The sequence below is a fragment of the Pseudomonas sp. S1(2024) genome (genome assembly GCF_046557535.1).
In genome coordinates this window covers 1-26,216 of record NZ_JBKGFP010000079.1, presented here as the reverse complement: position 1 = coordinate 26,216, position 26,216 = coordinate 1, and the positions used below count along the sequence as shown (strand labels likewise).

Genomic DNA, 26,216 nt, shown 5'->3' with positions numbered 1-26,216 from the left:
GTGATTAAAGGAGGATTAAAGATGAAAGCTGCGCAGCCGCTTTCATCTCTCCTTTATATATAGGCAGGAAGGTGAGGTGCGGCCCAGCCGCTGGCAAGCCAGCCCCCAGGCGACGAATGCGATCGACCGTTTCGTTCTCGATTACCCACGGGCGGGAGCAATGCTGCAAGGGAGCTGGCTTGCCAGCGGCTGGGATGAATACTCTGTGAGCCTGTACCGGCCTCTTCGCGGGTAAACCCGCTCCCACAGGGATCGCGCAGGCTTTGAAATCTGCGCGATCCCTGTGGGGGCTGGTTTGTTGAAAACCACAAAATTTCCCACAGGCCCCCACAAGGTTTGAAACCTGTGCGGTCCCTGTGGGAGCGGGTTTACCCGCGAAGAGGCCAGTACAGGCGCTACATCACTCCAGCGCAGCCGCCGGCCCGAAGAACTCGTAGCGGCTCTGCTGCTCTGGCACACCCAGGCCCTTCAGCTGGCGCTTGACCGCCGCCATGAAACCCTTGGGCCCGAGGAAGTATGCATCCACGTCTCGCTCTTGCGGCAGCCACTCGGCCAGCAAGTCCTCGCTCAGCAGGCCCACGGCATCAGCCGCGGCATCATCATGCGGTTCGGCATAGCAGTAGAAGCGCTTGAGCTGTGGGTGACGCTCGGCCAGCTCGTCGATCCAGTCGCGGAACGCATGCACGGCGCCGTTACGGGCGCAGTGAATGAAATGCACCTCACGCTGGGTTTGCAACGCCGCCTGCAACATTGGCAGGGTCGGAGTAATACCCACGCCACCGCTGATCAGCACCAGCGGCTTGTCGCTCGCCGCCAGGGTGAAATCGCCAGCCGGCGGGAACAGCTGCAGGGTATCGCCCACCGCCAGCACATCGTGCAGGTAGTTGGAGACCTTGCCACCCGCCTCGCGCTTGACGCTGATGCGGTATTCCTTGCCGTCGCACAGTGCCGACAGGGAGTAGTTGCGGCGCTGCTCGGCGCCGTCGATGTCCAGCTTCAGGCCGATGTACTGGCCAGGCTCGGCCTTGAGCACCGGTTTGCCATCCACCGGGGCAAAGTAGAACGAAACGATTTCGCTGCTTTCCTGCTCACGGCGCACCAGGCGGAATTCGCGGGTGCCGCGCCAGCCGCCTTCGGCCTCTTCCTTCTGTTTATAGAGGTTCTCTTCCGCGCCGATCAGGATGTCGGCCAACTGGCCATAGGCCGCGCCCCAGGCGTCGATCACGGCGGGTGTGGCGATTTCCTTGCCCAGCACTTCTTCGATGGCGCGCAGCAGGCAGCTACCGACGATCGGGTAGTGCTCCGGCAGAATCTGCAGGGCAACGTGCTTGTTGATGATCTGGCCGACCAGGCCGCCAAGCTGCTCCAGCTGGTCGATATGGCGGGCATACATCAGCACGCCGTTGGCCAGGGCGCGCGGTTGGTCACCGCTGGCCTGGTGGGCCTGGTTGAACAGCGGGCGCACTTGCGGGTACTCGCTGAGCATCATCTTGTAGAAGTGGGTGGTCAGCGCTTCGCCGCCGCTTTCCAGCAGGGGGACAGTGGCCTTGATGATTGCACGTTGTTCGGCATTGAGCATTGCAACAACTCCTGAGCCTGTGGCTTCAAATGACTGCCCGAGCTATTACATCAATCATGCCAACTCTTATCTCCAGCAAAATCAGGGGCTTGACGCAGGTCATGTCAAAACGACCCACCTCGACGTATAGTCATATCGACCCACAGGAGTCCATATGACCACGAAGCCCCTGCTCACCACCCTGCTGCCCCTGGTCAGCGACCTTTCCCGCGACCTGCCCGACCAGGAACGCTATCGCCGCCTGCTGCAGGCCATGCGGGGGTTGCTGCCCTGTGATGCCGCCGCGCTGCTGCGCCTGGACGGCGAGTGGCTGGTGCCGCTGGCAGTGGACGGCCTGAGCCCCGATACCTTGGGCCGGCGCTTCCGAGTCAGCGAGCACCCACGCTTCCAGATCCTGCTCAGCAGCCGGGAACCCACCCGCTTCGCCAGCGACTCCGAGCTACCCGACCCTTACGACGGCCTGGTCAACGCCCCTGATGCCAACCTGGAAGTACATGACTGCATGGGTTGCCCGTTGATGGTCGACGAGCGCCCCTGGGGCCTGGTTACCCTCGATGCCCTGACCCCCGGGCAGTTCCAGAGCCTGGAGCTGGGCGCTCTGCAGGCCTTCGCCAGCCTTGCCGCCGCCACGGTAACCGTGGCCGAGCGCATCGAGCACCTGGCCCTGCGCGCGGAAGACGAACACCACCGCGCGGAAATCTACCGCCAGGCCAGCGGCCAGGACAAAGAGCTGATTGGCCAGAGCCCCGCGCACAAGCGCCTGGTCGAGGAAATTCGCCTGGTCGGTGGCAGTGACCTGACCGTACTGATAACCGGTGAGACCGGCGTCGGCAAGGAGTTGGTGGCCCAGGCCCTGCACCAGGCCAGCAACCGCGCCGACAAGCCGTTGGTCAGCCTCAACTGCGCCGCCCTGCCTGACACCCTGGTGGAAAGCGAACTGTTCGGCCATGTACGCGGAGCCTTCACCGGCGCCCATGGCGAGCGCCGCGGCAAGTTCGAGCTCGCCAATGGCGGCACATTGTTCCTCGACGAAGTCGGTGAACTGCCACTGACGGTGCAGGCCAAATTGTTGCGCGTACTGCAGAGCGGCCAGTTACAACGCCTGGGCTCGGATCGCGAACACCGGGTGGATGTGCGCCTGATCGCAGCCACCAATCGCGACCTTGCAGCAGAGGTGCGTATTGGCAACTTCCGCGCCGACTTCTACCACCGCCTCAGCGTATACCCGCTGCACGTTCCGCCGTTGCGCGAACGTGGGCGTGATGTGCTGCTATTGGCTGGCTACTTCCTCGAACAGAACCGTTCGCGCCTAGGCCTGAACAGCCTGCGCCTGAGCAGCGAAGCCCAGGCCGCGCTGCTGGCCTACGACTGGCCAGGCAACGTACGTGAACTGGAACATCTGATCGGCCGCTCGGCGCTCAAGGCGCTGGGCCAACATTCCGACAGGCCACGCATCCTCACCCTGGAAGCCATCGACCTGGACCTGCGCGCAACCGCAACGCCCGGCACCCCGCCCTCCCCTGCTGTGCCCTTGCCGGCGGCACCGCTACCCGAAGGGGGCTTGCGCGAAGCCGTCGACGACTACCAGCGCCAGCTGATCGAGGCCTGCCTGCAGCGGCACGAAGAAAACTGGGCAGCGGCTGCCCGGGAACTCGGCCTGGACCGCGCCAACCTTAGCCGCCTGGCCCGTCGGCTGGGGCTGCGCTGAGTTGGAATCCTGGGGGCGCTTTGCGCCCCATCGCGACACAAGGCCGCTCCTACAAGGGACCGCGCCCCCCCCTGTAGGAGCGGCCTTGTGTCGCGATGGGCTGCAAAGCAGCCCCACAATCCCCACACCCGCTAAAGCCCGACCAAACCAGGCCGATAACCGGTTATCCCCTGTTCCCCACGAAGGTCACCATGGCCACGCAAAATGCCCGCGCGGACTCGCTGTCCCTGCTGCTGTTCACCCTGCGCAGCGGCAAGTTGATGGCAATCAACCTGCTCAAGGTCAGCGAGATAATCCCCTGCCCGCCGCTGACCAAGCTGCCCGAATCGCACCCCCACGTGAAAGGCGTGGCAACCCTGCGCGGCAATTCGCTGTCGGTCATCGACCTGTCCCGCGCCATTGGCGAACGGCCGCTGGCCGACCCTGACGGCGGCTGCCTGATCGTCACCGAGATCAGCCGCTCGCGCCAGGGCCTGCATGTGCAGGCGGTCAGCCGCATCGTGCATTGCCTGAGCACCGACATCAAACCACCCCCTTATGGCTCGGGCAGCCGCTCGTTCATCACCGGCGTGACCAGGGTCGACAACACTCTGGTGCAGGTGCTGGACATCGAAAAAGTCATCCACGCCATCGCCCCGCCGCTGCCCGAACCGCATCACGCCACCCTGAGCGAGGAAGACGCCAGCCTGCTGGCCGCCGCCAATATCCTGGTGGTGGACGACAGCCAGGTAGCCCTGCAACAGTCGGTGCACACCCTGCGCAACCTCGGCGTCGAATGCCATACCGCGCGCAGCGCCAAGGACGCCATCAACGTGTTGCTGGAGCTGCAGGGCACCGCGCAGGAAATCAACGTGATCGTCTCCGACATCGAAATGAGCGAAATGGACGGCTACGCTTTCACACGCACCCTGCGCGAAACCCCCGACTTCCAGCACCTGTACATACTGCTGCACACCTCGCTGGACAGCGCGATGAGCAGTGAAAAGGCGACCCAGGCCGGGGCCAATGCCATCCTCACCAAGTTTTCCTCGCCAGAGCTGACCGATTGTCTGGTGGTGGCGGCGCGCGCCGTGGTGTTCGCCGAGCGCTGATATATTCGGAGACAAACTCCCCGGCTTGCCGTCGGGGTCGAGTCGGGCATAATTCGCCCCCCTCGCAAGTAACTTGCCGGAATCCGTATGAAGTTTTTCAGCTCTATCCTGATCAGTTTCGCCCTCTTCAGCGGTATCGCCCAGGCCTCCAGCAGCCAGGCCTGGAACGAGCAGCGCCAGCAGATGCTCAAGGCTTGCCTGGCCGCCAGCCAGTTCAAGGATGCTCACGCCCGCAGCAAGCCCGCCGAGTTCGATGATCAGGTCGGCATGAGCGCCCTGCTGATCGAAGGCGTCTACCCCCAGAAGCACATGCAGCAGCGCACCGGCACCGAGCTTTGCTTGTACGACCGCCAGCACCAGCGCGCCTTCGTCAGCGAGTGGAGCCCGGAAGCCAAGTGACCGACAGCCTGCGTTTCGCCTGTACCGGCTGCGGCAAGTGCTGTACCGGCCACCACGTGCCCTTGACCCTGGAGGAAGCGCGCCGCTGGGCGGACGACGGTGGCCAGGTGGTGGTGCTGATCGAAGCCTTCGTGGCAGACGGCCCTGGCATGCCGGTAGAACAGCGTGATCATGTGCTGCGTCGGTCCCATCCCGTGCCCTGTGGCGACGGCGAGGCACGAGTATCGGTGACCTTTGCCGCCTTCAACCCCGGGCGCTGCCGCAACCTCGACGACAACGACCTGTGCACCATCTATGACCAGCGGCCGCTGGTCTGTCGCATCTACCCGGTGGAAATCAACCCGCATATCCCGCTGCGACCATGCAGCAAGGACTGCCCGCCGGAAGCCTGGCAACAGGGGCCGGAGCTGATTCACGGCAGGCAACTGGTCGATGCCGGGCTGGAGGAGCTGGTGCAGGCCTCGCGCCAGGCCGACCGCGATGACATCGCCGCCAAGGTGGCGGTGTGCCAGGCGCTGGGCATGACCACCAGCGCGCTCAAGGGCAACGGGTTTACTGCCTACTTGCCTGACATGGGCGCGTTCAGCGCGGCCCTGGCCCAGGTACCGGAGGTTGGCCGGGCACAGTGGACCCTGCATGTGGAGGACGCGGCGCTGGTGGCGAGCTTGCAGGAACATGGTTTGCGCACCACCAACGAGCCCCCGGTGTATTACGCCTTCATCAGCTTCTAGCTATGCCTTTGCAGGGCAACTGCCTTGCTCAAGAACCAAAGCCTGCCGCGGTCCCTGTGGGAGCGGGCGTGCCCGCGAACACCGGCGCAGCCGGTGCCATCCACCGCGTTGTATTCTTCGCGGGCATGCCCGCTCCCACAGGGGTCGCAGTTCGCATGCCAGGTGCGTGGTGGCGCGGCAGGCGAAACTGACAGCGCTGTCAGCCAGCGGTCACGCTGCCGACCCGGTTCGGGGGCTATAAGCTTGAATACAGACAACCATTCCCCTCCCCTCTGGCCAAGGTGCCCGCACCGATGCGACGTCCGTCCCGCCCTGTCATCCTCGCCGCCCTGGCGCTCCTGGTCCTGGCGGTAGCGGGTATCTGGTTCGGCCAGCGCCAGCCAGCACCTGCCACCCGCGCGCAAACCGCCATCCCGGTGCGCGTAGTCAGTGTCGTCCAGCAGGACGTGCCGCGCTATGCCAGCGCCATCGGCTCGGTGCTGTCGCTGCACAGCGTCGAGGTGCGCCCGCAAGTGGAGGGGGTACTGACCCAGGTGCTGGTCAAGGAAGGCCAGTGGGTGAAGGAAGGCGACCTGCTGGCCTCCCTCGACGACCGCGCCATCCGCGCCAACCTCGATCAGGCCCGTGCCGAACTTGGCCAGAGCCAGGCGCAGATCCAGGTAGCCAACGTCGACCTGCAGCGCTACCGCCTGCTGAGTACCGACAACGGCGTTTCGAAGCAGACCCTCGACCAGCAGCAGGCCCTGGTCAACCGCCTGCAAGCCACGGTCAGGGGCAACCAGGCGGCCATCGCCAATGCCGAGGTGCAGCTGTCGTACACGCAGATCCGCTCGCCAGTGACCGGCAGGGTGGGTATTCGCAACGTCGACCCCGGCAACCTGGTACGCACCAGCGATACCCGCAGCCTGTTCAGCGTCACCCAGATCGACCCGATCGCCGTCGAATTCGCCCTGCCGCAGCAAATGCTGTCGACCCTGCAAAGCCTGCTGAAGGCGCCCACCCCGGCACTGGTGCAGGCCTATATGGATGCCGACGGCGAACGCAGCCTGCTCGGTGAAGGCCACCTGGCACTGATCGACAACCAGATCTCCGCCACCACCGGCACCGTGCGGGTAAAAGCCGAGTTCGACAACAAGGACGGCCGCCTGTGGCCGGGCCAGCTGGTCACCATCCGCCTGCGCACCGCCGTGGAAGAAAACGCCCTGGTAGTGCCGCCTCCGGTGGTACAGCGCGGCGTCGACGGGCACTTCGTCTACCGCCTGGACGGTGACAAGGTCACCAGCGTGCCGGTCAAGGTGCTGTATCAGGACAGCGGGCTGAACATCATTGCCGGGGTCAAGCCGGGCGAGCGCCTGGTGCTCGATGGCCAATCGCGGCTCAAGCCAGGTTCGCGGGTCGAGGTGGCCCCCGATGCCCCCGCGCCGTCGGAAATGGCCGACCGGCGGAGCCAGCCATGAACACGCGCAACGGTGTTTCGGCCTGGTGCATCGACCACCCTATCGCCACCCTGCTGCTGACCTTCGCCCTTATGCTGCTGGGGGCCATCGCCTTCCCGCGCCTGCCGGTGGCACCACTGCCGGAAGCCGACTTCCCGACCATCCAGGTCACCGCCCAGCTGCCCGGCGCCAGCCCGGAAACCATGGCCTCGTCGGTGGCCACGCCGCTGGAAGTGCAGTTCAGCGCCATCCCCGGCATGACCCAGATGACCAGCAGCAGCGCACTGGGCTCGACCAACCTGATCCTGCAGTTCACGCTCGACAAGAACATCGACACCGCCGCCCAGGAAGTGCAGGCGGCCATCAACACCGCCACCGCGCGCCTGCCGCAAGACCTGCCCAACCCGCCGACCTGGCGCAAGGTCAACCCGGCCGACAGCCCGGTGCTGGTGCTGACGGTCAGCTCCAGCCAGATGCCTGGCAACGACCTCAGCGACTACGCCGAAACCCTGCTCGCGCGCCAGCTGAGCCAGATCGACGGGGTCGGCCTGATCAACATCACCGGGCAGCTGCGCCCGGCGATCCGCGTGCAGGCGCAACCCGAGAAACTGGCCGCCATCGGCCTGACACTGGCCGACTTGCGCCAGGCCATCCAGCAGACCAGCCTGAACCTGGCCAAGGGGGCGCTGTACGGCGAGCACAGCGTTTCGACCATCGCCGCCAACGACCAGTTGTTCCATCCCGACGACTACGCCCAGCTGATCGTCTCCTACCGTGACGGTGCACCAGTGCTCCTGAGGGACGTGGCAAAGGTGATCAATGGCGCCGAGAACGCCTACGTCAAAGCCTGGTCCGGCGACCAGCCCGGGTTGAACCTGGTGATTTTCCGCCAGCCTGGCGCCAACATCGTCGATACCGTGGACCGGGTACTGGCTGCCCTGCCCAAGCTGCAGGAGATGCTGCCAGCCTCGGTCGAAGTGTCGGTGCTGCAGGACCGCACCCAGACCATCCGTGCCTCGCTGCATGAAGTGGAGCTGACCCTGATGATCGCCGTGGCCTTGGTGATCGGGGTGATGGCGCTGTTCCTGCGCCAGTGGTCGGCGACCATGGTGGTGTCCAGCGTGCTTGGCGTATCGCTGATCGCCAGTTGCGCGCTGATGTACATCTTCGGCTTCAGCCTGAACAACCTGACCCTGGTGGCCATCGTCATCTCGGTGGGCTTCGTGGTCGACGATGCCATCGTCGTGGTGGAGAACATCCACCGTCACCTGGAGGCCGGCGACGACAGCCGCACGGCAGCGCTCAAGGGCGCCGGGGAAATCGGCTTCACCGTGGTGTCGATCAGTTTCTCGCTGATCGCCGCGTTCATCCCGCTGCTGTTCATGGGCGGCGTGGTCGGCCGGCTGTTCAAGGAGTTCGCCCTTACCGCCACTGCCACCATCCTGATTTCGGTGGTGGTTTCGCTGACCCTGGCGCCAACCCTGTGCGCACTGTTCATGCGCCGCCCGCCCGGAGAGCACAAGGGCGGCTTCGGCGAGCGGCTGGTCAGGTGGTACGAAAAGGGCCTGGACCGCGCCCTCACCCACCAGCGTCTGACGCTCGGCGTGTTTGGCCTGACCCTGGCCCTGGCGGTGGCCGGTTACGTGGGTATTCCAAAGGGCTATTTCCCACTGCAGGACACCGGCTTCATCCTTGGCACCAGCGAGGCGGCGGCGGATGTGTCGTACCCGTCGATGATCGAGAAGCACCAGGCGCTGGCCAAAATCATCGAGGCCGACCCGGCGGTGCGCGCGTTCTCCCACTCGGTGGGTGTCACCGGCAGCAACCAGACCATCGCCAACGGCCGCTTCTGGATCGCCCTCAAGCCCCGTGGCGAACGCGATGTGTCGGCCAGCGAACTGATCGATCGGCTGCGGCCCAAGCTGGCCCAGGTGCCAGGCATCGTCCTGTACATGCGTGCCGGCCAGGACATCAACCTAAGCTCCGGCCCGTCGCGCACCCAGTACCAGTACGTGCTCAAGAGCAACGACGGCATGGCGCTGAACCTGTGGACCCAGCGCCTGACCGAGCGCCTGCGGGAAAACCCGGCGTTCCGCGACCTGTCCAACGACCTGCAACTGGGTGCCAGCGTCACCCGCATCGATATCGACCGCCAGGCCGCGGCACGTTTCGGCCTGACCACCACCGACGTCGACCAGGCGTTGTACGACGCCTTCGGCCAACGGCAGATCAGTGAATTCCAGACCGAGACCAACCAGTACAAGGTGATCCTCGAACTGGATGCCCGCCAGCGCGGCAAGGCCGAAAGCCTCAACTACTTCTACCTGCGCTCGCCGCTGACCAACGAGATGGTACCGCTGTCGGCAGTAGCCCATGTACCGGCGCCCAGCACCGGGCCGCTGTCGATCAGCCACGATGGCCTGTTCCCGGCGGCCAACCTGTCGTTCAACCTGGCCCCGGGCGTGGCCCTGGGCGATGCGGTGACCATCCTCGAGCGCACCCAGCGCGAGCTGGGCATGCCCGACTCCATCAGCGGCAACTTCCAGGGCGCGGCCCAGGCCTTCCAGAGTTCGCTGTCGAGCCAGCCTTGGCTGATCCTGGCTGCGCTGGTGGCGGTGTACATCATCCTCGGCGTGCTGTACGAAAGCTTCGTCCACCCGCTGACGATCATTTCCACCCTGCCCTCGGCCGGCCTCGGCGCGCTGATCCTGCTGTGGGCCTTGGGCCAGGACTTCAGCATCATGGGGCTGATCGGCGTGGTGCTTCTGATCGGTATCGTCAAGAAAAACGGCATCCTGCTGATCGACTTCGCCCTGGAGGCCCAACGCCGCCAGGGCTTGACCCCGGAGCAGGCGATCCACCAGGCCTGCCTGACGCGCTTCCGGCCGATCATCATGACCACCCTGGCCGCCTTGCTCGGCGCGGTGCCGCTTATGTTCGGCTTCGGCACCGGTTCCGAACTGCGCCAGCCACTGGGCATCGCCGTGGTTGGTGGCCTGCTGGTGAGCCAGGCGCTGACGCTGTTCACCACCCCGGTCATATACTTGGCCCTAGAGCGCCTGTTCCACCGCCGCCAGGCCGCCCGTGCGGCGGCGCCCAGTGCCAGTTAGGACAAGACCATGCGTGTGCTGATCATCGAAGACGAAGAAAAAACCGCCGACTACCTGCATCGCGGCCTCAGCGAGCAGGGGTTTACCGTGGACCTGGCGCGGGACGGCATCGAGGGCCTGCACCTGGCCCTGGAGGGTGACTACGCGGTGATCGTGCTGGACGTGATGCTGCCGGGCATGGACGGCTATGGCGTGCTGCGCGCCCTGCGCGCGCGCAAGCAGACGCCGGTCATCATGCTGACCGCCCGTGAACGGGTCGAAGACCGTATCCATGGCCTGCGCGAGGGCGCCGACGATTACTTGGGCAAGCCGTTTTCCTTCCTCGAACTGGTCGCCCGCCTGCAAGCCCTGACACGCCGTAGCAGCAACCATGAACCGCTGCAGGTGCAGGTGGGTGACCTGTGGATCGACCTGATGGCGCGCAAGGCCACGCGCGCCGGCCAACGCCTTGAGCTGACGGCCAAGGAGTTCTCGCTGCTCAGCGTGCTGGCCCGCCGGCAGGGCGAAATTCTGTCAAAGACAGCGATTGCAGAGCTGGTCTGGGACATCAATTTCGACAGCGATGCCAACGTCGTCGAAGTGGCGATCAAGCGCCTGCGCGCCAAGCTCGACGGGCCTTTCGACAACAAGTTGCTGCACACCATCCGAGGCATGGGCTATGTCCTGGAAAGCCGTGCGGGGTAATTCCATCGCGCTGCGCCTGTCGGCGCTGTTCATCCTGGTGGCGCTGGGCGTGTTCCTGCTGATCGGTTCGGCGCTGTACCGCCAGGTAGACCGCAGCCTCGACCTGCTGCCGCAAGCCGAGCTGGACGCGCGCTTCAGTGTGCTCGAGTCCACCCTCAACCGCTTCGGCACACCGGAGCACTGGGTCAAGATCAACAACAAGCTCAACCTGCTCAGTGAAGAGGACAAGCGCATTCGCTTCTGGGTGGTCAGCAGCAACCCGGCCTACGAATACGGCCACCCTAGCGAGCTGGTCCGCGCCTTCGCCGAAGGCGTGCAGGGCATGCGCGACCTGCGCCTGCCCGACCGGCCCTACCCTTACAAGGTGCTGGTCAGCGAACTGCCGGCCCTGGGCGAGCGGCCGCCGCTGCGCTTTCTGATCGGCATCGACACCGAAACATTCTGGCAGGCGCAGCACAGCCTGCTGGTGGCGATTGTCGGGCTGGCGGTGCTCGGCGTGCTACTGGCCTCGCTGCTGGGCTACTGGGTGGCGCGTATCGGCCTGCGCCCACTGTTGGCGTTGTCCGTTGAGGCCCAGGCCCTGGCCCCACCGCGCCTGGACGGGCGCCTGCAGACCCACGCCCTGGCCCCGGAGCTTGCACAGTTTGCAGGTGCCTTCAATGCCGCACTGGACCGGGTAAGCCAGGCCTACTCGCGGCTGGAGGCGTTCAATGCCGACGTCGCCCACGAACTGCGCTCGCCGCTGACCAACCTGATCGGCCAGACCCAGGTTGCACTGACCCGAGGGCGCAGCGCCGAGCATTATTTCGAAGTGCTGCAATCGAACCTTGAGGAGCTGGAGCGCCTGCGCAGCATCATCAACGACATGCTGTTCCTGGCCAGTGCCGACCAGGGCAGCAAGGCCACTGCCCTGACCCAGGCCTCGCTGGCCCAGGAAGTGGCGACCACCCTGGACTACCTGGACTACATTCTCGAAGATGCGCAAGTCAGCGTGAGTGTGAGCGGTGACGCCCAGGCGCCCATCGAAAAGGCCCAGCTGCGCCGGGCGCTGATCAACCTGCTGAACAACGCCGTGCAGCACACCGCACCGCACCAGGTGATCGAGGTGCAGATCGCTGCCGGGCCGGAGCAGGTCAGCATCGCCGTGAGCAACCCGGGGCCGGCGATCGACGATGAGCACCTGCCGTTGTTGTTCGAACGCTTCTACCGGGTGGATGCGGCACGTAGCAACAGTGGTGGGGGTAACCATGGGTTGGGGTTGGCGATCGTCAAGGCGATTGCGCTGATGCATGGTGGGGAGGTGTTCGTGCGTAGTGCCGCTGGGGCCAATACCTTTGGGATCAGGCTACCGGCCCATATCTGACCAGCCAACGCCGTCCTTGTGGGAACAATTGCCTTGCTCAGAGTCTGAAAACAGCCGCAATCTTTGTGGGAGCGGGCAAGCCCGCGAACACGGGCGAAGCCCGTGCCATCCACCGCGGTGCCTGCTTCGCGGGCTCGCCCGCTCCCACAATGAACGCGTAGCGCGTCTAGCATGGGGGTTTGCGGCGAAAGTCCAATTGCTTTTACTGCGATAGTTACCTTTTGCGCAACAGTGCTTATCGCTCTTCGCTCTGTTTCAAGTGCATTGAAAGGACTAACTTTACCCCCGTCCTCATTAGCACTTGCATCGCAAGAAGGTAGTTTCAAATGTCCAACAGTATGGGTATTGCCAGCGTCTTCGTCCTGTCTTCCCTGTTGTTGTCGCCCCTGGCCATGGCTGAAGAATCCAAGGCTTTCGTCACCCGTAATGCTGAGTTCGCCGCAGTCCACCAAGAGGCCCGCGAAGCCGTAGCCGCACAGCAGGTAGACACCGCAAAAGACGCTAACCAGACAGCTTCCAAGGTCTCTGTCGATGCCAATGCCGACAGCTGATCAAGTGCTGTCGCTGCTCCCGTTTTCCCTTGGCTACGCCATGGGCACTACCAGTGCCGATATGTTAGCCTTTTAAAGCCGCTGCCGATCAGCGGCTTTTTTTATGTGCTTCAACTATCAGCCAAGCTGTAACGTTCACCTATAAAAAAGACGCACATTCGAAAATAAAAACTGCCCCACCGCCAGACCCAAGGAGCTAGTACCGGTGCCTTCCGCGTTTCGTTTTACCCCGCTGTTCATTGCGTTGACTGCAACGATCCCTTTCGCCGCCCAGGCAGATGAAGACAAGGCTGATGGCTTCATCGAAGGCTCGTCCTTCAACCTGCATTTCCGTAATGCCTACTTCAACCGCGACAACCACAACGCCGGAGTGCGCGACACCCGCGAGTGGGGCCAAGGTGCGGTTGCACGTTTCGAGTCGGGCTACACCCCGGGTGTGGTCGGCTTTGGCCTGGACGCCCATGCCATGCTGGGCCTGAAGCTCGATGGGGGCGGCGGCCATGCTGGCACCAGCATCCTGCCGACCCACCAGAAGAACGAAGACGAACTGGGTGCTGCCCCGCACTCGTTCTCCACCGCCGGTGCCGCGGTCAAGCTCAAGGCGTTCGACACCGAGCTGAAAGCCGGTGACCTGTTCCTCACCAACCCGGTGATTGCTGGCGGCGAAACCCGCATGCTGCCGCAGACCTTCCGTGGTGTGAGCCTGACCAACACCAGCATCGACGGCCTGCTGCTCGAAGGCGGCCAGGTGAGTTTCACCAAGCCGTACAACCAGAGCGGCCACCGCCGCATCGACACCTACTACGGTTCGCTGGGCGAGCATGACAAAAGCAAGCACCTGAACTGGGCCGGCGCGTCGTGGAGTGGCACCCCGAACATCACTGCCAACCTGTATGCAGCCGAACTGAAGGACATCTGGAACCAGTACTACGCCGATTTCGACTACACCTATGTGGTCAACGATCTGGTCAGCCTGAACCCGGGCGTGCACTTCTATCACACCCAGGACACCGGCCAGGCACTGCTGGGCAAGATCGACAACAACACCTACAGCGTGCATTTCACCGTCAACGCCGGGTTCCACAGCGTCACCGCCGCCTATCAGCGGGTCAATGGCAACACGCCGTTCGACTACATCAACCTGGGCGACAGCGTCTACCTGGACAACTCGCGCATGTACTCGGACTTCAACGCACCGAACGAGCGCTCGTGGAAGCTGCAGTACAACTATGACTTCGCTGGTGTGGGCATCCCTGGCCTGAGTACGGTGCTGTCGTACTCGCGCGGTGAAGCCGACCTGACCAAGGCCACCCAGGACACTACCCACTACGACTACTACCGTGCCGATGGCAAGAACGCCATGCACTGGGAACGCGACGTAGACGTGAAGTACGTGTTCCAGGAAGGAGACCTCAAGGACCTGTCGGTGCTGGTGCGCTATGCCACCCACCGTGGCAGCCAGGGTTATGCGTCGATCGACAGCAACAGCGACAACGATGAACTGCGGGTGATCGTGGATTACCCGTTGAACGTGTTCTGATCCAGACCCGGGTGCGAGGGCTTCGCCCTCGTTTCGCCGGCAAGCCAGCTCCCACCTTGACCGCATTCACCTCAAGCCTTGTGCGGTACTTGTGGGAGCTGGCTTGCCGGCGATGGGCTGCGCAGCAGCCCCTGCGTGATTCCGTCGGAGAAATCTTGTCCGACAATCCCCGCTTCCCTAGAATGTCGCCGCCGCGAATGGCCCTGCCCACGCAGTAGCGAGCATGACCTCCCGATCACCGCGTTTCGCACTCTACAGGTCACACCCCGAGCTGCTCCTCAACCTGGGCAGTTGCCTTGCCGTGCTCGCCATCGTGGCCATCGTCAGCTACCTGCTGGCGCGGGAGCGCGACAATATCGAGCTGTCGGCGATCCGCTCGTCCAACAATATTGTCCAGCTGATCGAAAGCGACATCCTGCGCAACGTCGAACTCTACGACCAGTCGCTGCAGGGCCTGATCTGGGCGGTCGGGCGCAAGGAGCTGCCGGAAATACCCGGCCCGGTGCGCCAACGCCTGCTATTCAATGAAGCCTTCGTCGACCGCAAGCGCGGTGACGTGCTGTGGCTGGACAAGCAAGGCAACGTGGTGGGCGATTCCACCAGTAGCGTGCCACGCAAGGCCAACTTCAGCGGTACAGGGGTATTCCAGGCCCATCTGCACAACGCCAACCTCGGCCTGCTGGTCGGCCCGCCGTTCAAGGCCAGGCTCGGCGACCTGGACTGGTGCATCAGTTTCAGCCGGCGCATTTCCGGGCCCAATGGCGAGTTCGTCGGCCTGGCCGCGGGGGCACTGCGCCTGTCGTACTTCAGTGACCTGTTCCAGCGCCTGGACATCGGCGACGATAGCAGCATCAACCTGCTCAACACAGACGGCCAACTGTTGGCCCGCCAGCCCAGCCGCGCGCAAGACCCGGCGATTGGCAGCAATTATGCCGAACGACCCAATTTCAAACGCATTCTCAGCGAGCAGAACGGCAGCTTTACCGCACGCTCCAGCCGCAACGGCACCCCGCGCATGTACACCTTTGCCCGGGTCGCTCAGTTGCCGCTGATCGTGCTGGTCGTGCGTTCGGCCGATGAAGTTTTCGAGTCGTGGCGCCGCACTGCGATCGTGGTCGGCGTCGCCACAGGGGTACTGTGTGTGGGTATCCTCTGGCTGACCCTGCTGCTGGGCCGCGAGTTGCGCCGCCGGCAAGAGGCCGAACAGGGTCTGGCCAACCTGGCCGCCACCGACAGCCTGACCGGCTTGCCCAACCGCCGCCACCTGGACCAGGTACTCCGTCAGGAATGGGCCCGCGCCCAGCGCAATCGCAAGTCATTGGCAGTGCTGATGGTGGATGTGGATCACTTCAAGGCATTCAACCAGCGCCACGGCCACGCCGGTGGCGACCATGCCTTGCGCGAAGTGGCCAGGACCATCGAGGCGTGCATCCGGCGCCCGGCCGATCTGGCGGCGCGCTATGGGGGTGAAGAATTCCAGGTGGTGTTGCCGGAAACTGACCTGGCCGGTGCGCAATTGCTGGCGGAGCGCATCCGTGCCAGCGTCGAGGCACTGGCACCGTTTGCCGACGATGCCCACTCTGTCACGGTGAGCATCGGCATTGGCCTGTCAGGCACCCAGCACGACCTGGCGAGGGTGCTGGGTGCTGCCGATGAAGCGCTCTACCGAGCCAAGGCCAAAGGCCGCAACCGGGTAGAGGGGCCTGCGGACTAGCTGCGGGCGCGCGCGGCGTTGCGCAAGGCTCTGACCTGATCATGGTTACGCTGCACACCTTGCAGCTGTTTTTCCACCAAGGTGTAGGTCTGGTCGCTGGCGGTGCGGCCCAGCTTGACCAGTTTCTCGCGAGCTTCCTTGTAGGCCTTGAGGGCATGGTCCTCGCCCCGCTCCACCTCGTTCAGCACCGCTTCCTCATCCTTGCCGGTGACCATCGCCTTGAGGTTTACCCAACCCCGATGCAGGTCACCGCTGATGCTGGTGGAGGTTTCCGGGTCGCCACCCAGGCGACGCACCTCGCTCTGCAGTTCGCCAGCCGCATTGGCGCACTCACCGGCACGCTGAACGAAGAACGCTTTAAGTTCGGGGTTCTTCACATCATCGGCCGAGGCCTTGAAACCTTTCTCACCATCCTTGCTGTACTCGATCAGGTCGTTGAGCACGTCGATCACGTCTTTGTTGGGATTGCTCATGGCACAAACTCCTTGGCAGGTGATAGTCATCTGTATGGGAGCAGCGTTCGTGCCAAGCGAGGATTATCTATAAAGTCCTTAAAAATCAATAACATAAAAACAGAAGGTCTGAGCTTGATCACGGCGTTCTGCATGATTGCCGCTTGGGCCTTCGTGCAGATTGCAGTATGGTCGGCGCTTTTCAACAGCCAGGTGCGCCGATGATGAAGCCGGAAACGCTCGAACTGCTGGTCACCCGCACCATGCCGTTTGGCAAGTACCAGGGACGAATCATTGCCGACCTGCCAGGGGATTACCTGGCCTGGTTTGCGCGCAAGGGTTTCCCGGCGGGGGAATTGGGTGGGTTGCTGGCGCTGATGCACGAGATCGATCACAACGGGCTGGGCGATCTGCTTGTGCCGTTGCGGCAGAAGCACGGGCGTTGAGCTGTTCCGGCCTCTTCGCGGGCACGCCCGCTCCCACAGTTACTGCATGATCCTGAAGCTTGCAGTGACCCTGTGGGAGCGGGCGTGCCCGCGAAGAGGCCAGTAAAGCCAGCTCAAATCTCTAACCCTTCACCGGCGCTACCGCCAACTCCACCCGCTCGCTCTTCTTGATCACCGCATACACCACCGCCGTCAGCAGGCTGCCCGCCACGATCGCCAACAAGTACAGCAGCGCATGGTTGATCGCATTGGGTATCAGCAACACGAACAGGCCGCCGTGCGGCGCCATCAGCTTGCAGCCGAAGTACATCGACAATGCCCCGGTCAATGCCCCACCGGCCACGCTGGCCGGGATTACCCGCAGCGGGTCCTTGGCGGCAAACGGGATCGCCCCTTCGGAGATGAAGCACAGCCCCAGCGCCAGGGCCGCCTTGCCCGCTTCACGCTCGCTCTGGGCAAACTTGCGTCGGGCCAGGAAGCTGGCGATACCCAGGCCAATCGGCGGCACCATGCCGGCGGCCATGGTCGCCGCCATCGGTGCATAGCTCGATGAGGCCAACAGCCCCACCGAGAAGGCATAGGCGGCCTTGTTGATCGGCCCTCCCAGGTCGACGCACATCATGCCGCCCAGCAACAGGCCCAAGAGGATGGCATTGGTGGTGCCCATGCTGTCGAGAAAATGCGTGAGCCCTTCCAGCATCGCCGCCACCGGCTGGCCGACCACGTAGATCATCACCAGGCCGGTGAACAGGCTGGCCAGCAGCGGAATGATCAGGATCGGCTTGAGTGCCTCCAGGCTGCTGGGCAGGCGCGCCCAGCGGGCAATGGCCTTGGCGCTGTAGCCGGCGAGGAAGCCGGCGACGATACCACCGATGAAACCGGCGCCCAGGGTGCTGGCCAGCAGGCCGCCGATCATGCCGGGCGCCAACCCCGGGCGGTCGGCGATGGACCAGGCGATGTAGCCCGCCAGCAGCGGAACCATCAACTTGAACGCAGCCTCGCCACCGATCTGCATCAACGCCGCCGGCAATGTGCCCGCTTCTTTGTAAGCCTCGATACCGAATACGAACGACAGGGCAATCAGCAGGCCGCCAGCCACCACCATCGGCAGCATGAACGACACGCCGGTGAGCAGGTGCTTGTATACCCCGCTCTTCTCGCCCTTGGCTGGCGTGCTCGCCGCTGCGGCATCGCCGCTGTTTTCCACCTTGGCATCAGCCAGGGCCTTGTCGAGGGTCGCGCGGGCCTGCTTGAGGGCGATACCGGTGCCACAACGGTAAATGCGCTTGCCAGCGAAACGCGCGGTGGGCACTTCGATGTCGGCGGCCAGCAGCACTACATCCGCTGCAGCGATGGCTTCGGCAGACAAGGGGTTGCGCGCACCGACCGAGCCCTGGGTCTCGACGGTGAGCTCGTAGCCCAGTTGCTGCGCAGCCTGCTGCAAGGCTTCCGCGGCCATGAATGTATGCGCGACGCCAGTCGGGCAAGCCGTGACGGCGACGATGCGTGCGCCAGCGCTGCCAGTTTCAGCCGGAAGGCCTGGCACCGTGGCCAGCAGACGGGCGTTGGAAGCCGCCTCATCGAGGAAGCCTTCGCGGTCGGCCAAAGCCTGGGATGGCGTGCTCTGGTACACGCGCTTGCCGACGAAACGCTCCAGGTCCACCGGGCCGGTGCTGACCACCAGCACCCAGTCGGCCTCGGCGATCTGCGTGGTGCTCAGTTGCCGCTCGGGGTGGCCGGCATCCTGCACTTCGACGCTGGTACTCCAGCCCCGCCGCTGGGCTGCGGCGGACAGCAAGCGCGCGCTCAGCACGCTCGACACCTGACCGTTGGGGCAGGCAGTGACAATGGCAATGTTCATCGGCAACCCTCTTTTTGTTCTGTCAGTTGCACGGCAGCTTCCAGACGCGCCAGTTGCTCGCGGTCACGGATGCCGAAACCAACCTGGGTAACAGCCTGTGCAGCGATGGCGGTGGCACGGGTCAAGGTCTGCGCCGGGGCTTCGCCCTGCAGCAGGCCGTGGACCATGCCGGCCACCAGCGAATCACCTGCACCCACTGTGCTGGCAACCTGCACCTTGGGCGGGCAAGCATGTACGGCATGGCCGTGGGTGAACCAGCTGACGCCCTGCTCTCCCGCCGAAACCACCACGTGTTCGACGCCACTGGCCAGCAGGCGCTCGGCAGCAGCGCGCTGCTGCGCCGGGTTATCCACAGCCAGGCCGAGCACCTCGCCCAACTCTTCGGTATTGGGCTTGACCAGCCAGGGCGAGCTCTGCAGGCCGGCACGCAGGGCTTCGCCGCTGCTGTCCAGGGCCACCTTCAGGCCTTGCGCCTTGAGCTGTTCGAGCAACTGTCGGAACCAGTCGGCGCTGATCCCACGCGGCAGGCTACCAGCCACCACCACCGCATCGTGGCCCGGGGCAACCTGCGCCAGGCAGCGCAGCAATGCACTGCGCGCCGCTTCGTCGACGTCCGGGCCTTGGCCGTTGATGTCGGTGACACGGCCATCGGCTTCGACCAGCTTGATATTACTGCGGGTTTCGCCCGGCACGCGGACAAAGCAGTCGACGAAGCCGCGCCAGTCGATCAGCGCCTCGAAAGGCTGCAGGTTGTCACGCCCGAGGAAGCCGCCAACAGTGACGGTGTGGCCCAGGTCTGCCAGTACCTGGGCAACGTTCAGCCCCTTGCCTGCGGCGTGGCTGTGCTGCTCCTGGCTGCGATTGACCTGCCCTGGGCGCAGGGTACCCAGGCCGATGGTGATATCCAGCGCAGGGTTCAGGGTGAGGGTGAGGATCTTGGCCATTCAGTAACGCTCCACCAGCGCGCGAACCGCTGCGGCGCTGTCCTGTTGCAGGGCCTCGCGCGCCAGGGCGCGGGCCGTCTGGTGATCGGCCTGGCGAACCAGGGCCTTGACTTCGGCAATGCTGCGCGCGGCGACGCTGAGTTCGTCCACGTCCAGGCCCAGCAGCACGGCCACTGCCTGCGGGTCGGCCGCCAGCTCGCCGCACACGCCCACCCACTTGCCATGGGCATGGGCGGCGCGCACGGTCATGTCGATCAGGCTGAGCACCGCCGGGTGCAGGCCGTCGGCCTGGGCCGAGAGGCTGGGGTGACCACGGTCGATGGCCAAGGTGTACTGGGTCAGGTCGTTGGTGCCGATGCTGAAAAAGTCCACTTCGCGCGCAAGTTGTGGTGCCAACAGCGCTGCCGAGGGCACTTCGACCATGATACCCAGTTGCAGGTCGGCTACCGGGATCTCGGCGCGCAGGCGCTCGACCATGGCGCGCGCCTCGCGCCATTCATGCACCTGCCCGACCATCGGGAACATGATGCGCAGCGGGCGCTGGTCGGCAGCGCGCAGCAGGGCGCGCAACTGGTCTTCCATCACCTGCGGGCGCTGCAGGGTAAGGCGTACGCCGCGCACACCGAGGAACGGGTTTTCCTCGGCAGCGATCGGCCAGTACGGCAGCGGCTTGTCGCCACCGACATCGAGGGTGCGCACCACCAGCGGGCGCCCGTCGAGGCCATCGAGCACGCGACGGTACTCGGCTTCCTGGGTCGCCACGTCCGGGGCCTGGGTGTGGGCCATGAAAATCAACTCGGTGCGCAGCAGGCCAACGCCTTCGGCGCCCTGCTCCACTACCTTGGCGATGCCGTTGCTCTCGCCGATGTTGGCAAACACCTCGACAGCGTGACCATCGCGAGTGACCGCCGGCTCGAAGCGGTTGGCCCAGGCGGCCTGCAAGCGTTGCTCGCGCAGGTCGCGCTCGGCCAGGGCCTTTTGCAGTTCATCCGCCGGCGGCGCCACGCTGACCACGCCACGCTGGCCATCGAGCAGCAACGGCGTGCCGCTGTCCAACAGCAGTATCGACGCCCCCGCGCCCACCACCGCCGGAATGCCCAAGGCACGGGCGACGATGGCACTGTGGGCGGTGGCGCCACCCTGGGCGGTGACGATACCGGCGACGCGGCTCGGGTCCAGCCGGGCGACATCGGACGGGCCGACTTCGGTCATTACCAGCACGTAGGGTTGCTCGGGTTCAGCCTGGGCCTGCACGCCACACAACTGCGCCAGCACGCGGCGGCCGATGTCACGCAGGTCGGCAGCACGTTCGGCGAGCAAGGCATCGTGCAGCGACTCCTGTTGACGCGCCGCCGCTTCGATCACTGCCATCCATGCTGCCGCGGCGCTTTCGCCCTGGCCCAGGCGCTGCTCGACATCGTCGCTCAGGGCCGGGTCTGCGAGCATTTCCTGATGGGTGACGAAGATTTCGCCAATGGCCTTGTCGCTGCGCTGGACCAAAGCCTGCAGCTCGCCATTCACGGTCGCCACAGCTTCACGCAGCTTCTGCCGCTCCTGGGCGCAGGACTCACCGCGCAGGGGGTAGTCGAACTCACGCTCGACACACACATGGGCCGGGCCACTGGCAATGCCGGGCGCAGCACCCACGCCGTGGATACGGCTACCGGCCGCGGGCGCTTGCAGCACTTCGGCCGCTGCGCCAGCTACAACCTCAGCACTCTGCGGCAGTGGCTCCACCTCTTCACCCAGGCCTTGTTCGATGGCGGCCAGCAGCACCGGCAAGGCATCGGGGGCGATGCCGGGCTCAGCCACCAGTTCCAGTGTCTGGCCACGTCGGGCGCCGAGACTGAGCAGCTTGCTCAGGCTCTTTACGGACACCGCCGGCTGCGCGCTATCCGCCAGCCGCACACGGATTTCCCCCTCGAAACCTTTGGCCAGTTGCGCCAATACCTTTGCCGGGCGGGCATGCAAACCGTGCGGGTTGGCCAGCACCACGCGCGCACTGGGCCAGTCTGTCGGCGCCTCACCGCCTAGCACCTCCAGCACCGCGCGGCTGCTGGTGGCCTGGTAGAGCATCTGCCCGCGGCCTTCGATCAGCACTTCGCACAGGCGTTCGAGCAAGGCCTGGTGGGCTGCACCGAGGCTGGCCAGGCAGAACAAGCCGTTGAGCGGTTGGTCGCGGTAACGCAGCGGCTGCTGCGGGGTGATGAAGGCCAGCCCCGGCTGGCGCACCTGGCGCTCGCTGTGCAGCCACCACAGGCCCTCGCCCAGCGGCAGCGGTTCGGCCTGCTGCAGGACGGCGGCAAAACCGCTATCGACGCAGTCGGCGCGCTGCAACAGGCGGGCACCGCGCCAGGCCAGCTCATCGAAGTCTTCGGCCGGCAGGTTCAGGCCGACCAACTGCGCATCCAGCGCCAGTTCCTGAGGCGCGCCCTGCAACAGCTTCAGTAACGCCTCCGCGGAACCGGCGCGGCGCAGAGCTTCGGCCAGGTCGGTCTCGCCCAGGGCGCGGGTCAGCAGTTGCAACAGGCGCAGGTGCTCATCGGAACGGGCAGCGATGCCGATAGCCAGATAGACCATCTGGCCATCGCCCCAGTCCACGCCCTCGGGAAACTGCAACAGCCGCACGCCGGTGGCGTACACCAGGTCACGGGTCTGCGGCGTGCCATGGGGGATGGCAATGCCCTGCCCAAGGAAGGTGGAGCCTTGTGCCTCTCGGGCCTGCAGCCCTTGCAGGTATCCCTCGGCGACCAGGCCGTCAGCGACCAGCCGGTCGGCCAGCAGGCGCAATGCCTCGGCCTTGTCGGCGGCCTTCTGGCCCATGGCTATCTGCTCCTTGGCGAGCTCGAGCATGACCTTCTCCTTTTGCAGTTCCCGGTCGGGTACTGGAGTATTGTTGTGAAATTCACATGAACGGCCAGTTCAACAGCCTTGCACGGATGGCAGCCGAGGCAGAAAATTCGGCAGCTGAAACGATTAATCTGACCAGGCGGCCACGTTACTCGATAATCTGCCGATGAAAAAGCCCCATCCTGTCGGACAATTGCGACAATGGTCGTCTGCGCGTGGCGCCCTCGCCGGGTCAAACTACCCGGTCAGGGCTCACAGCCAGCCCCGGTAATAACAAGGAAAATTCGGTGAAACTCAGCGATATCGCCCGTCTGGCCGGTGTGTCCGTGACCACTGCCAGCTACGTCATCAATGGCAAGGCCGAACAGCAGCGCATCAGCAACAGCACTGTCGAGCGGGTACGCGCGGTGGTCGAGGCCCACGGCTTCACCCCCAACCCGCAGGCCGCTGGCCTGCGCAGCCGGCATACCCGCACTCTGGGCTTCATTCTCCCGGATCTGGAGAACCCCAGCTACGCCCGCATCGCCAAGCAGCTCGAACAAGGTGCCCGCGCCCGTGGCTACCAGTTGCTGATTGCCAGCAGCGACGACCAGCCCGACAGCGAGCGCCAGTTGCAACAGCTGTTCCGCGCCCGCCGTTGCGATGCATTGTTCGTCGCCAGCTGCCTGCCGCCAGAAGACGACAGCTACCGCGAGCTGCAGGACAAAGGCCTGCCGGTAATCGCCATCGACCGCCGCCTGGACCCTGCGCACTTCTGCTCGGTGATCAGCGACGACCGCGACGCCAGCCGCCAGCTGGCCGCCAGCTTGCTGAGCGCCGCCCCGCGCAGTATCGCCTTGATCGGCGCCCGCCCCGAGCTGTCGGTCAGCCAGGCACGCGCCGGTGGCTTCGACGAAGCCCTGCAAGGCTATGCCGGCGAGGTTCGCCGCTATCAGGGCGAAGCGTTCAGCCGAGAGTGCGGCCAGCGCCTGATGCAGCAACTGATCGATGACCTTGGCGGCCTGCCGGATGCCCTGGTGACGACCTCCTACGTGCTGCTGCAAGGGGTGTTCGACACCCTGCAGGCGCGCACTGCCGACTCACGCCAGCTGCAGCTGGGTACCTTTGGCGACAACCAGTTGCTCGACTTCCTGCCGCTGCCAGTCAATGCCATGGCCCAGCAGCATGGCCTGATTGCCGCCACCGCGCTGGAACTGGCACTGGCCGCGATCGAGGACAAACGCTACGAACCTGGCGTGCATGCCGTCGGTCGAACGTTCAAGCAACGTATTACAGCGGCCTGAACATGCGCCTGATCGACACCCACACCCACCTGGACTTCCCCGACTTCGACGCCGACCGCCCACAACTGCTGGCCAACGCGGCGTCGCGCGGGGTGGAGAGGATGGTGGTGCTGGGGGTGTACCAGGCAAATTTCCAGCGGGTATGGGACCTGGCCTGTGCTGATCAGCGCCTGTTCGCCGCACTCGGCCTGCATCCGGTCTACCTTGACCAGCATCGCCCGGAGCACCTGGCGCAGCTGCGCGAGTGGCTGGAGCGCCTGCGCGGCGACCCACGGCTATGTGCCGTGGGCGAGTTTGGCCTGGACTATTACCTCGAAGACCTGGACAAGGCCCGCCAGCAGGCGCTGTTCGAAGCGCAACTGCAGATGGCCTGCGACTTCGAACTGCCCGCACTGCTGCACGTGCGTCGTAGTCACGCCCAGGTGATCGCTACGCTCAAGCGCTACAAGCCGGCGCGGGCGGGGGTGATTCATGCGTTTGCCGGCAGTTACGAAGAGGCCCGCGAGTACATCAAGCTGGGCTTCCGGCTTGGGCTTGGCGGTGCAGGTACCTGGCCACAGGCCTTAAGGCTGCGCAAGACCCTGGCGCGGTTGCCGCTGGACAGCGTGGTGCTGGAGACCGATGCGCCGGACATGGCGCCGGTTATGTTCCCCGGGGTAAGGAACAGCCCGGAACACCTGCCGGAGATTGCCGGGGCGCTGGCGCAGGTGATGGGTGTGGAAGTTGGCGAACTGGCTCAAGCCAGCACCCGCAATGCTTGCGAGTTGTTGGGTGGGGAGGGAAAGGGCGGCACTGGTGTGAGCCTCTTCGTGGTCTTGCCCGCTCCTACAGGGACCGCTCAAATCTCGAGGCCGGCGCAGTACCTGTGGGAGCGGGCAAGCCCGCGAAGAAGCCAGCGTGTCAGTTCAGACAAGCACCGTCCACAGCGCAAACCCGGCATACCACAGCACCGCACAGCGCAGCAGCAGTTCCCACAGGCTGTCGAGCCGGCCCAGCCCGCGCTGGCTGTCTTCTTGTTCGGGAATGTCATCGGCAATGCGCCCGACCCTGGCAACCAGGTGGGCGGCGCTGATGTGCCAGTTGAGCACCTCGTGCAGCATTACCCGGGTAACCGCGAGAAAGTTGCCGACCAGGGCGAAACTCAAGGCCAGCACCCGTACCGGCAGCCAGTCCATGATATGCCTGAGCTGCTCGGCACGGGCCTTCAACGTCGGTTGCTTGCTGTGTTCGCCACACAGAGCCAGCAAGCGATAGGCCAGGGCTGCACCCGGGCCCAGCACGAAGTACCAGAAGATCACCGCGAAAAAGCCCTGGTACACCTGCCACAGCAGGTTGCCCTGCACCTGCACCAACAGGCTTTGCGGCTCGTCGGCCGCCAGACCCAGGTCGCGCTCGGCCACGTGCAGCGCGGCCTGGTCATCACCGCGCCGCCAGGCATCACGGAACGGCCCCATCGATGCCTTGGCATCGCCGCGGCCCAGGCTGTAGATCAGCACCAGCAGGTGCACCGGCAACGCCAGCAAGCCATACGCCACCGGGTCCAGAACATGCAGCAGCAAAACCAGCAGCGCTACCGGTGCCAACACCAGAATGGCCAGCGTCCACCATGGGTGCACCTTGCCGCTGCGCTCCAGGCGCACCAGTTCGCCAAGGAAGAACCCATCGCGCTGCACCTGATGGCGCAGGGCCGAGAACTTCTCGACCCAAAGCGCCAGCAACAACACCAGAAAACTCATGCCTTTTCCTCGTTTTGCTGCAGCGCCTTTCGGTAGCGCGGCCAGTCGAAGGCCGGGCCGGGGTCGGTCTTGCGCTGCGGGGCAATATCGCTATGGCCCTGGATGCGGTCCAGCCCGATGGCCGGCCAGGCACCGCGGATGTGCCGGGTAAGTTGCTCCAGCACCGCGTACTGGGCATCGGTATAGGGCAGGTCGTCGGTGCCTTCCAGTTCTATGCCGATGGAGAAATCGTTACAGCCTTCACGCCCGTCGAAGCACGACACACCAGCATGCCAGGCGCGGTCGAGCAATGACACGAACTGGGTCACCGCACCGTCACGCTCGACGAACAGGTGCGCCGATACGGTCAGGTGGTTGATGCTGGCGAAGTACGAGTGCTCATTGGGGTCCAGGCGGTTCTGGAAGAATTGCTGGACCTTGCCGGTACCGAAGCAGGCCGGCGGCAGGCTGATGTTGTGAATAACCAGCAGGGAAATCGATTCGCCTTCGGGGCGAGCATTGAAGTTCGGCGAGGGGCAATGGGTGATTCCGATTCCGTGGAACCAGCCAGTGGCACGGTCCAATTGCATGGGGCAGATCCTGAGAGCGCCGTGAACAGGTCAACAGTATGCCCTGCGGCCAACGGCGTTTGCATGTGAATCATTGTAATGCTGTGGGAGCGGGCGTGCCCGCGAACACCGGCGCAGCCGGTGCCATCCACCGCGGCGCTTGTTTCGCGGGCACGCCCGCTCCCACAGA

20 protein-coding genes and 1 pseudogene are annotated in these 26,216 nt (G+C 64.7%); 14 read left to right on the top strand and 7 right to left on the bottom strand.

Annotation, left to right across the window (positions count from 1 at the left end):
* Positions 1–400 precede the first annotated feature (400 nt).
* Complete coding sequence (hmpA, locus tag ACLCGK_RS21725; RefSeq protein ID WP_410952890.1) at positions 401–1,579, bottom strand: NO-inducible flavohemoprotein; 1,179 nt, start codon at positions 1,577–1,579, stop codon at positions 401–403.
* Positions 1,580–1,733: 154 nt separating this feature from the next.
* On the opposite strand from hmpA, the gene norR reads away from it, so the two are divergent.
* The 11 genes from norR to ACLCGK_RS21670 all read left to right on the top strand — a co-directional run bounded on the left by norR (position 1,734) and on the right by ACLCGK_RS21670 (position 15,906).
* On the top strand, positions 1,734–3,287 hold the full coding sequence (gene norR, locus ACLCGK_RS21720) for a nitric oxide reductase transcriptional regulator NorR (RefSeq protein ID WP_410952889.1): 1,554 nt from the start codon (positions 1,734–1,736) through the stop codon (positions 3,285–3,287).
* 191 nt (positions 3,288–3,478) lie between these two features.
* Complete coding sequence (locus ACLCGK_RS21715) at positions 3,479–4,378, top strand: chemotaxis protein (protein ID WP_410952888.1); 900 nt, start codon at positions 3,479–3,481, stop codon at positions 4,376–4,378.
* 87 nt (positions 4,379–4,465) lie between these two features.
* A complete protein-coding gene (locus ACLCGK_RS21710) occupies positions 4,466–4,777 on the top strand; it encodes a hypothetical protein (RefSeq protein ID WP_013970974.1) in 312 nt (103 codons plus the stop codon).
* Entirely contained in the window at positions 4,774–5,508 is a 735-nt protein-coding gene (locus ACLCGK_RS21705) for a YkgJ family cysteine cluster protein (protein ID WP_410952887.1), read from the top strand. Before ACLCGK_RS21710 ends, ACLCGK_RS21705 begins: the two co-directional genes overlap by 4 nt.
* A 293-nt stretch (positions 5,509–5,801) precedes the next feature.
* A complete protein-coding gene (locus ACLCGK_RS21700; RefSeq protein WP_410952886.1) occupies positions 5,802–6,965 on the top strand; it encodes an efflux RND transporter periplasmic adaptor subunit in 1,164 nt (387 codons plus the stop codon).
* Positions 6,962–10,054: a multidrug efflux RND transporter permease subunit gene (locus ACLCGK_RS21695; protein WP_410952885.1), complete on the top strand. Its 3,093-nt coding sequence runs from the start codon at positions 6,962–6,964 to the stop codon at positions 10,052–10,054. The genes ACLCGK_RS21700 and ACLCGK_RS21695 overlap by 4 nt, the downstream gene beginning before the upstream one ends.
* A 9-nt stretch (positions 10,055–10,063) precedes the next feature.
* Positions 10,064–10,738 carry a heavy metal response regulator transcription factor gene (locus ACLCGK_RS21690; protein WP_015268985.1) on the top strand — a complete coding sequence of 225 codons (675 nt, stop codon included), beginning with the start codon at positions 10,064–10,066 and terminating at the stop codon, positions 10,736–10,738.
* Complete coding sequence (locus ACLCGK_RS21685; RefSeq protein ID WP_410952884.1) at positions 10,713–12,101, top strand: heavy metal sensor histidine kinase; 1,389 nt, start codon at positions 10,713–10,715, stop codon at positions 12,099–12,101. Before ACLCGK_RS21690 ends, ACLCGK_RS21685 begins: the two co-directional genes overlap by 26 nt.
* 326 nt (positions 12,102–12,427) lie before the next feature.
* The gene (locus ACLCGK_RS21680) at positions 12,428–12,652 is read left to right on the top strand and encodes a hypothetical protein (protein WP_023661166.1); all 225 of its coding nucleotides are present in this window, start codon (positions 12,428–12,430) and stop codon (positions 12,650–12,652) included.
* Between the two features lie 205 nt (positions 12,653–12,857).
* The gene (locus tag ACLCGK_RS21675) at positions 12,858–14,192 is read left to right on the top strand and encodes an OprD family porin (RefSeq protein ID WP_054572342.1); all 1,335 of its coding nucleotides are present in this window, start codon (positions 12,858–12,860) and stop codon (positions 14,190–14,192) included.
* 223 nt (positions 14,193–14,415) lie between these two features.
* Positions 14,416–15,906, top strand: a complete 1,491-nt coding sequence (locus tag ACLCGK_RS21670; RefSeq protein WP_015268981.1) for a GGDEF domain-containing protein — start codon at positions 14,416–14,418, stop codon at positions 15,904–15,906.
* Here the strand turns inward: ACLCGK_RS21670 and ACLCGK_RS21665 are convergent.
* A complete protein-coding gene (locus ACLCGK_RS21665) occupies positions 15,903–16,379 on the bottom strand; it encodes a ferritin-like domain-containing protein (protein WP_013970965.1) in 477 nt (158 codons plus the stop codon). The two genes, ACLCGK_RS21670 and ACLCGK_RS21665, sit on opposite strands and share 4 nt — an antisense overlap.
* Positions 16,380–16,582: 203 nt before the next feature.
* On the opposite strand from ACLCGK_RS21665, the gene ACLCGK_RS21660 reads away from it, so the two are divergent.
* Complete coding sequence (locus ACLCGK_RS21660; RefSeq protein WP_015268980.1) at positions 16,583–16,804, top strand: DUF3820 family protein; 222 nt, start codon at positions 16,583–16,585, stop codon at positions 16,802–16,804.
* 121 nt (positions 16,805–16,925) lie between these two features.
* Here ACLCGK_RS21660 and ACLCGK_RS21655 read toward each other — a convergent pair whose 3' ends face one another.
* From ACLCGK_RS21655 to ptsP, 3 genes are read right to left on the bottom strand one after another with little or no spacing between them, the layout of a single operon-like run.
* Positions 16,926–18,665 carry a PTS fructose-like transporter subunit IIB gene (locus ACLCGK_RS21655; RefSeq protein ID WP_410952883.1) on the bottom strand — a complete coding sequence of 580 codons (1,740 nt, stop codon included), beginning with the start codon at positions 18,663–18,665 and terminating at the stop codon, positions 16,926–16,928.
* Positions 18,662–19,609 carry a 1-phosphofructokinase gene (gene pfkB / locus ACLCGK_RS21650; RefSeq protein WP_410952882.1) on the bottom strand — a complete coding sequence of 316 codons (948 nt, stop codon included), beginning with the start codon at positions 19,607–19,609 and terminating at the stop codon, positions 18,662–18,664. The genes ACLCGK_RS21655 and pfkB overlap by 4 nt, the downstream gene beginning before the upstream one ends.
* Positions 19,610–22,462, bottom strand: coding sequence for a phosphoenolpyruvate--protein phosphotransferase (ptsP, locus tag ACLCGK_RS21645; protein ID WP_410952881.1), 2,853 nt, complete (start codon positions 22,460–22,462; stop codon positions 19,610–19,612). It lies immediately after the preceding gene.
* A gap of 284 nt (positions 22,463–22,746) precedes the next feature.
* On the opposite strand from ptsP, the gene cra reads away from it, so the two are divergent.
* Positions 22,747–23,742: a catabolite repressor/activator gene (gene cra / locus ACLCGK_RS21640; RefSeq protein ID WP_004376064.1), complete on the top strand. Its 996-nt coding sequence runs from the start codon at positions 22,747–22,749 to the stop codon at positions 23,740–23,742.
* 2 nt (positions 23,743–23,744) lie between these two features.
* A pseudogene (locus tag ACLCGK_RS21635) lies at positions 23,745–24,515 on the top strand (TatD family hydrolase); the annotation flags it as partial.
* Positions 24,516–24,647: 132 nt separating this feature from the next.
* Here the strand turns inward: ACLCGK_RS21635 and ampE are convergent.
* Positions 24,648–25,478: a regulatory signaling modulator protein AmpE gene (ampE, locus tag ACLCGK_RS21630; protein WP_096009898.1), complete on the bottom strand. Its 831-nt coding sequence runs from the start codon at positions 25,476–25,478 to the stop codon at positions 24,648–24,650.
* Entirely contained in the window at positions 25,475–26,047 is a 573-nt protein-coding gene (gene ampD, locus ACLCGK_RS21625; protein ID WP_096009897.1) for a 1,6-anhydro-N-acetylmuramyl-L-alanine amidase AmpD, read from the bottom strand. The genes ampE and ampD overlap by 4 nt, the downstream gene beginning before the upstream one ends.
* Positions 26,048–26,216 lie beyond the last annotated feature (169 nt).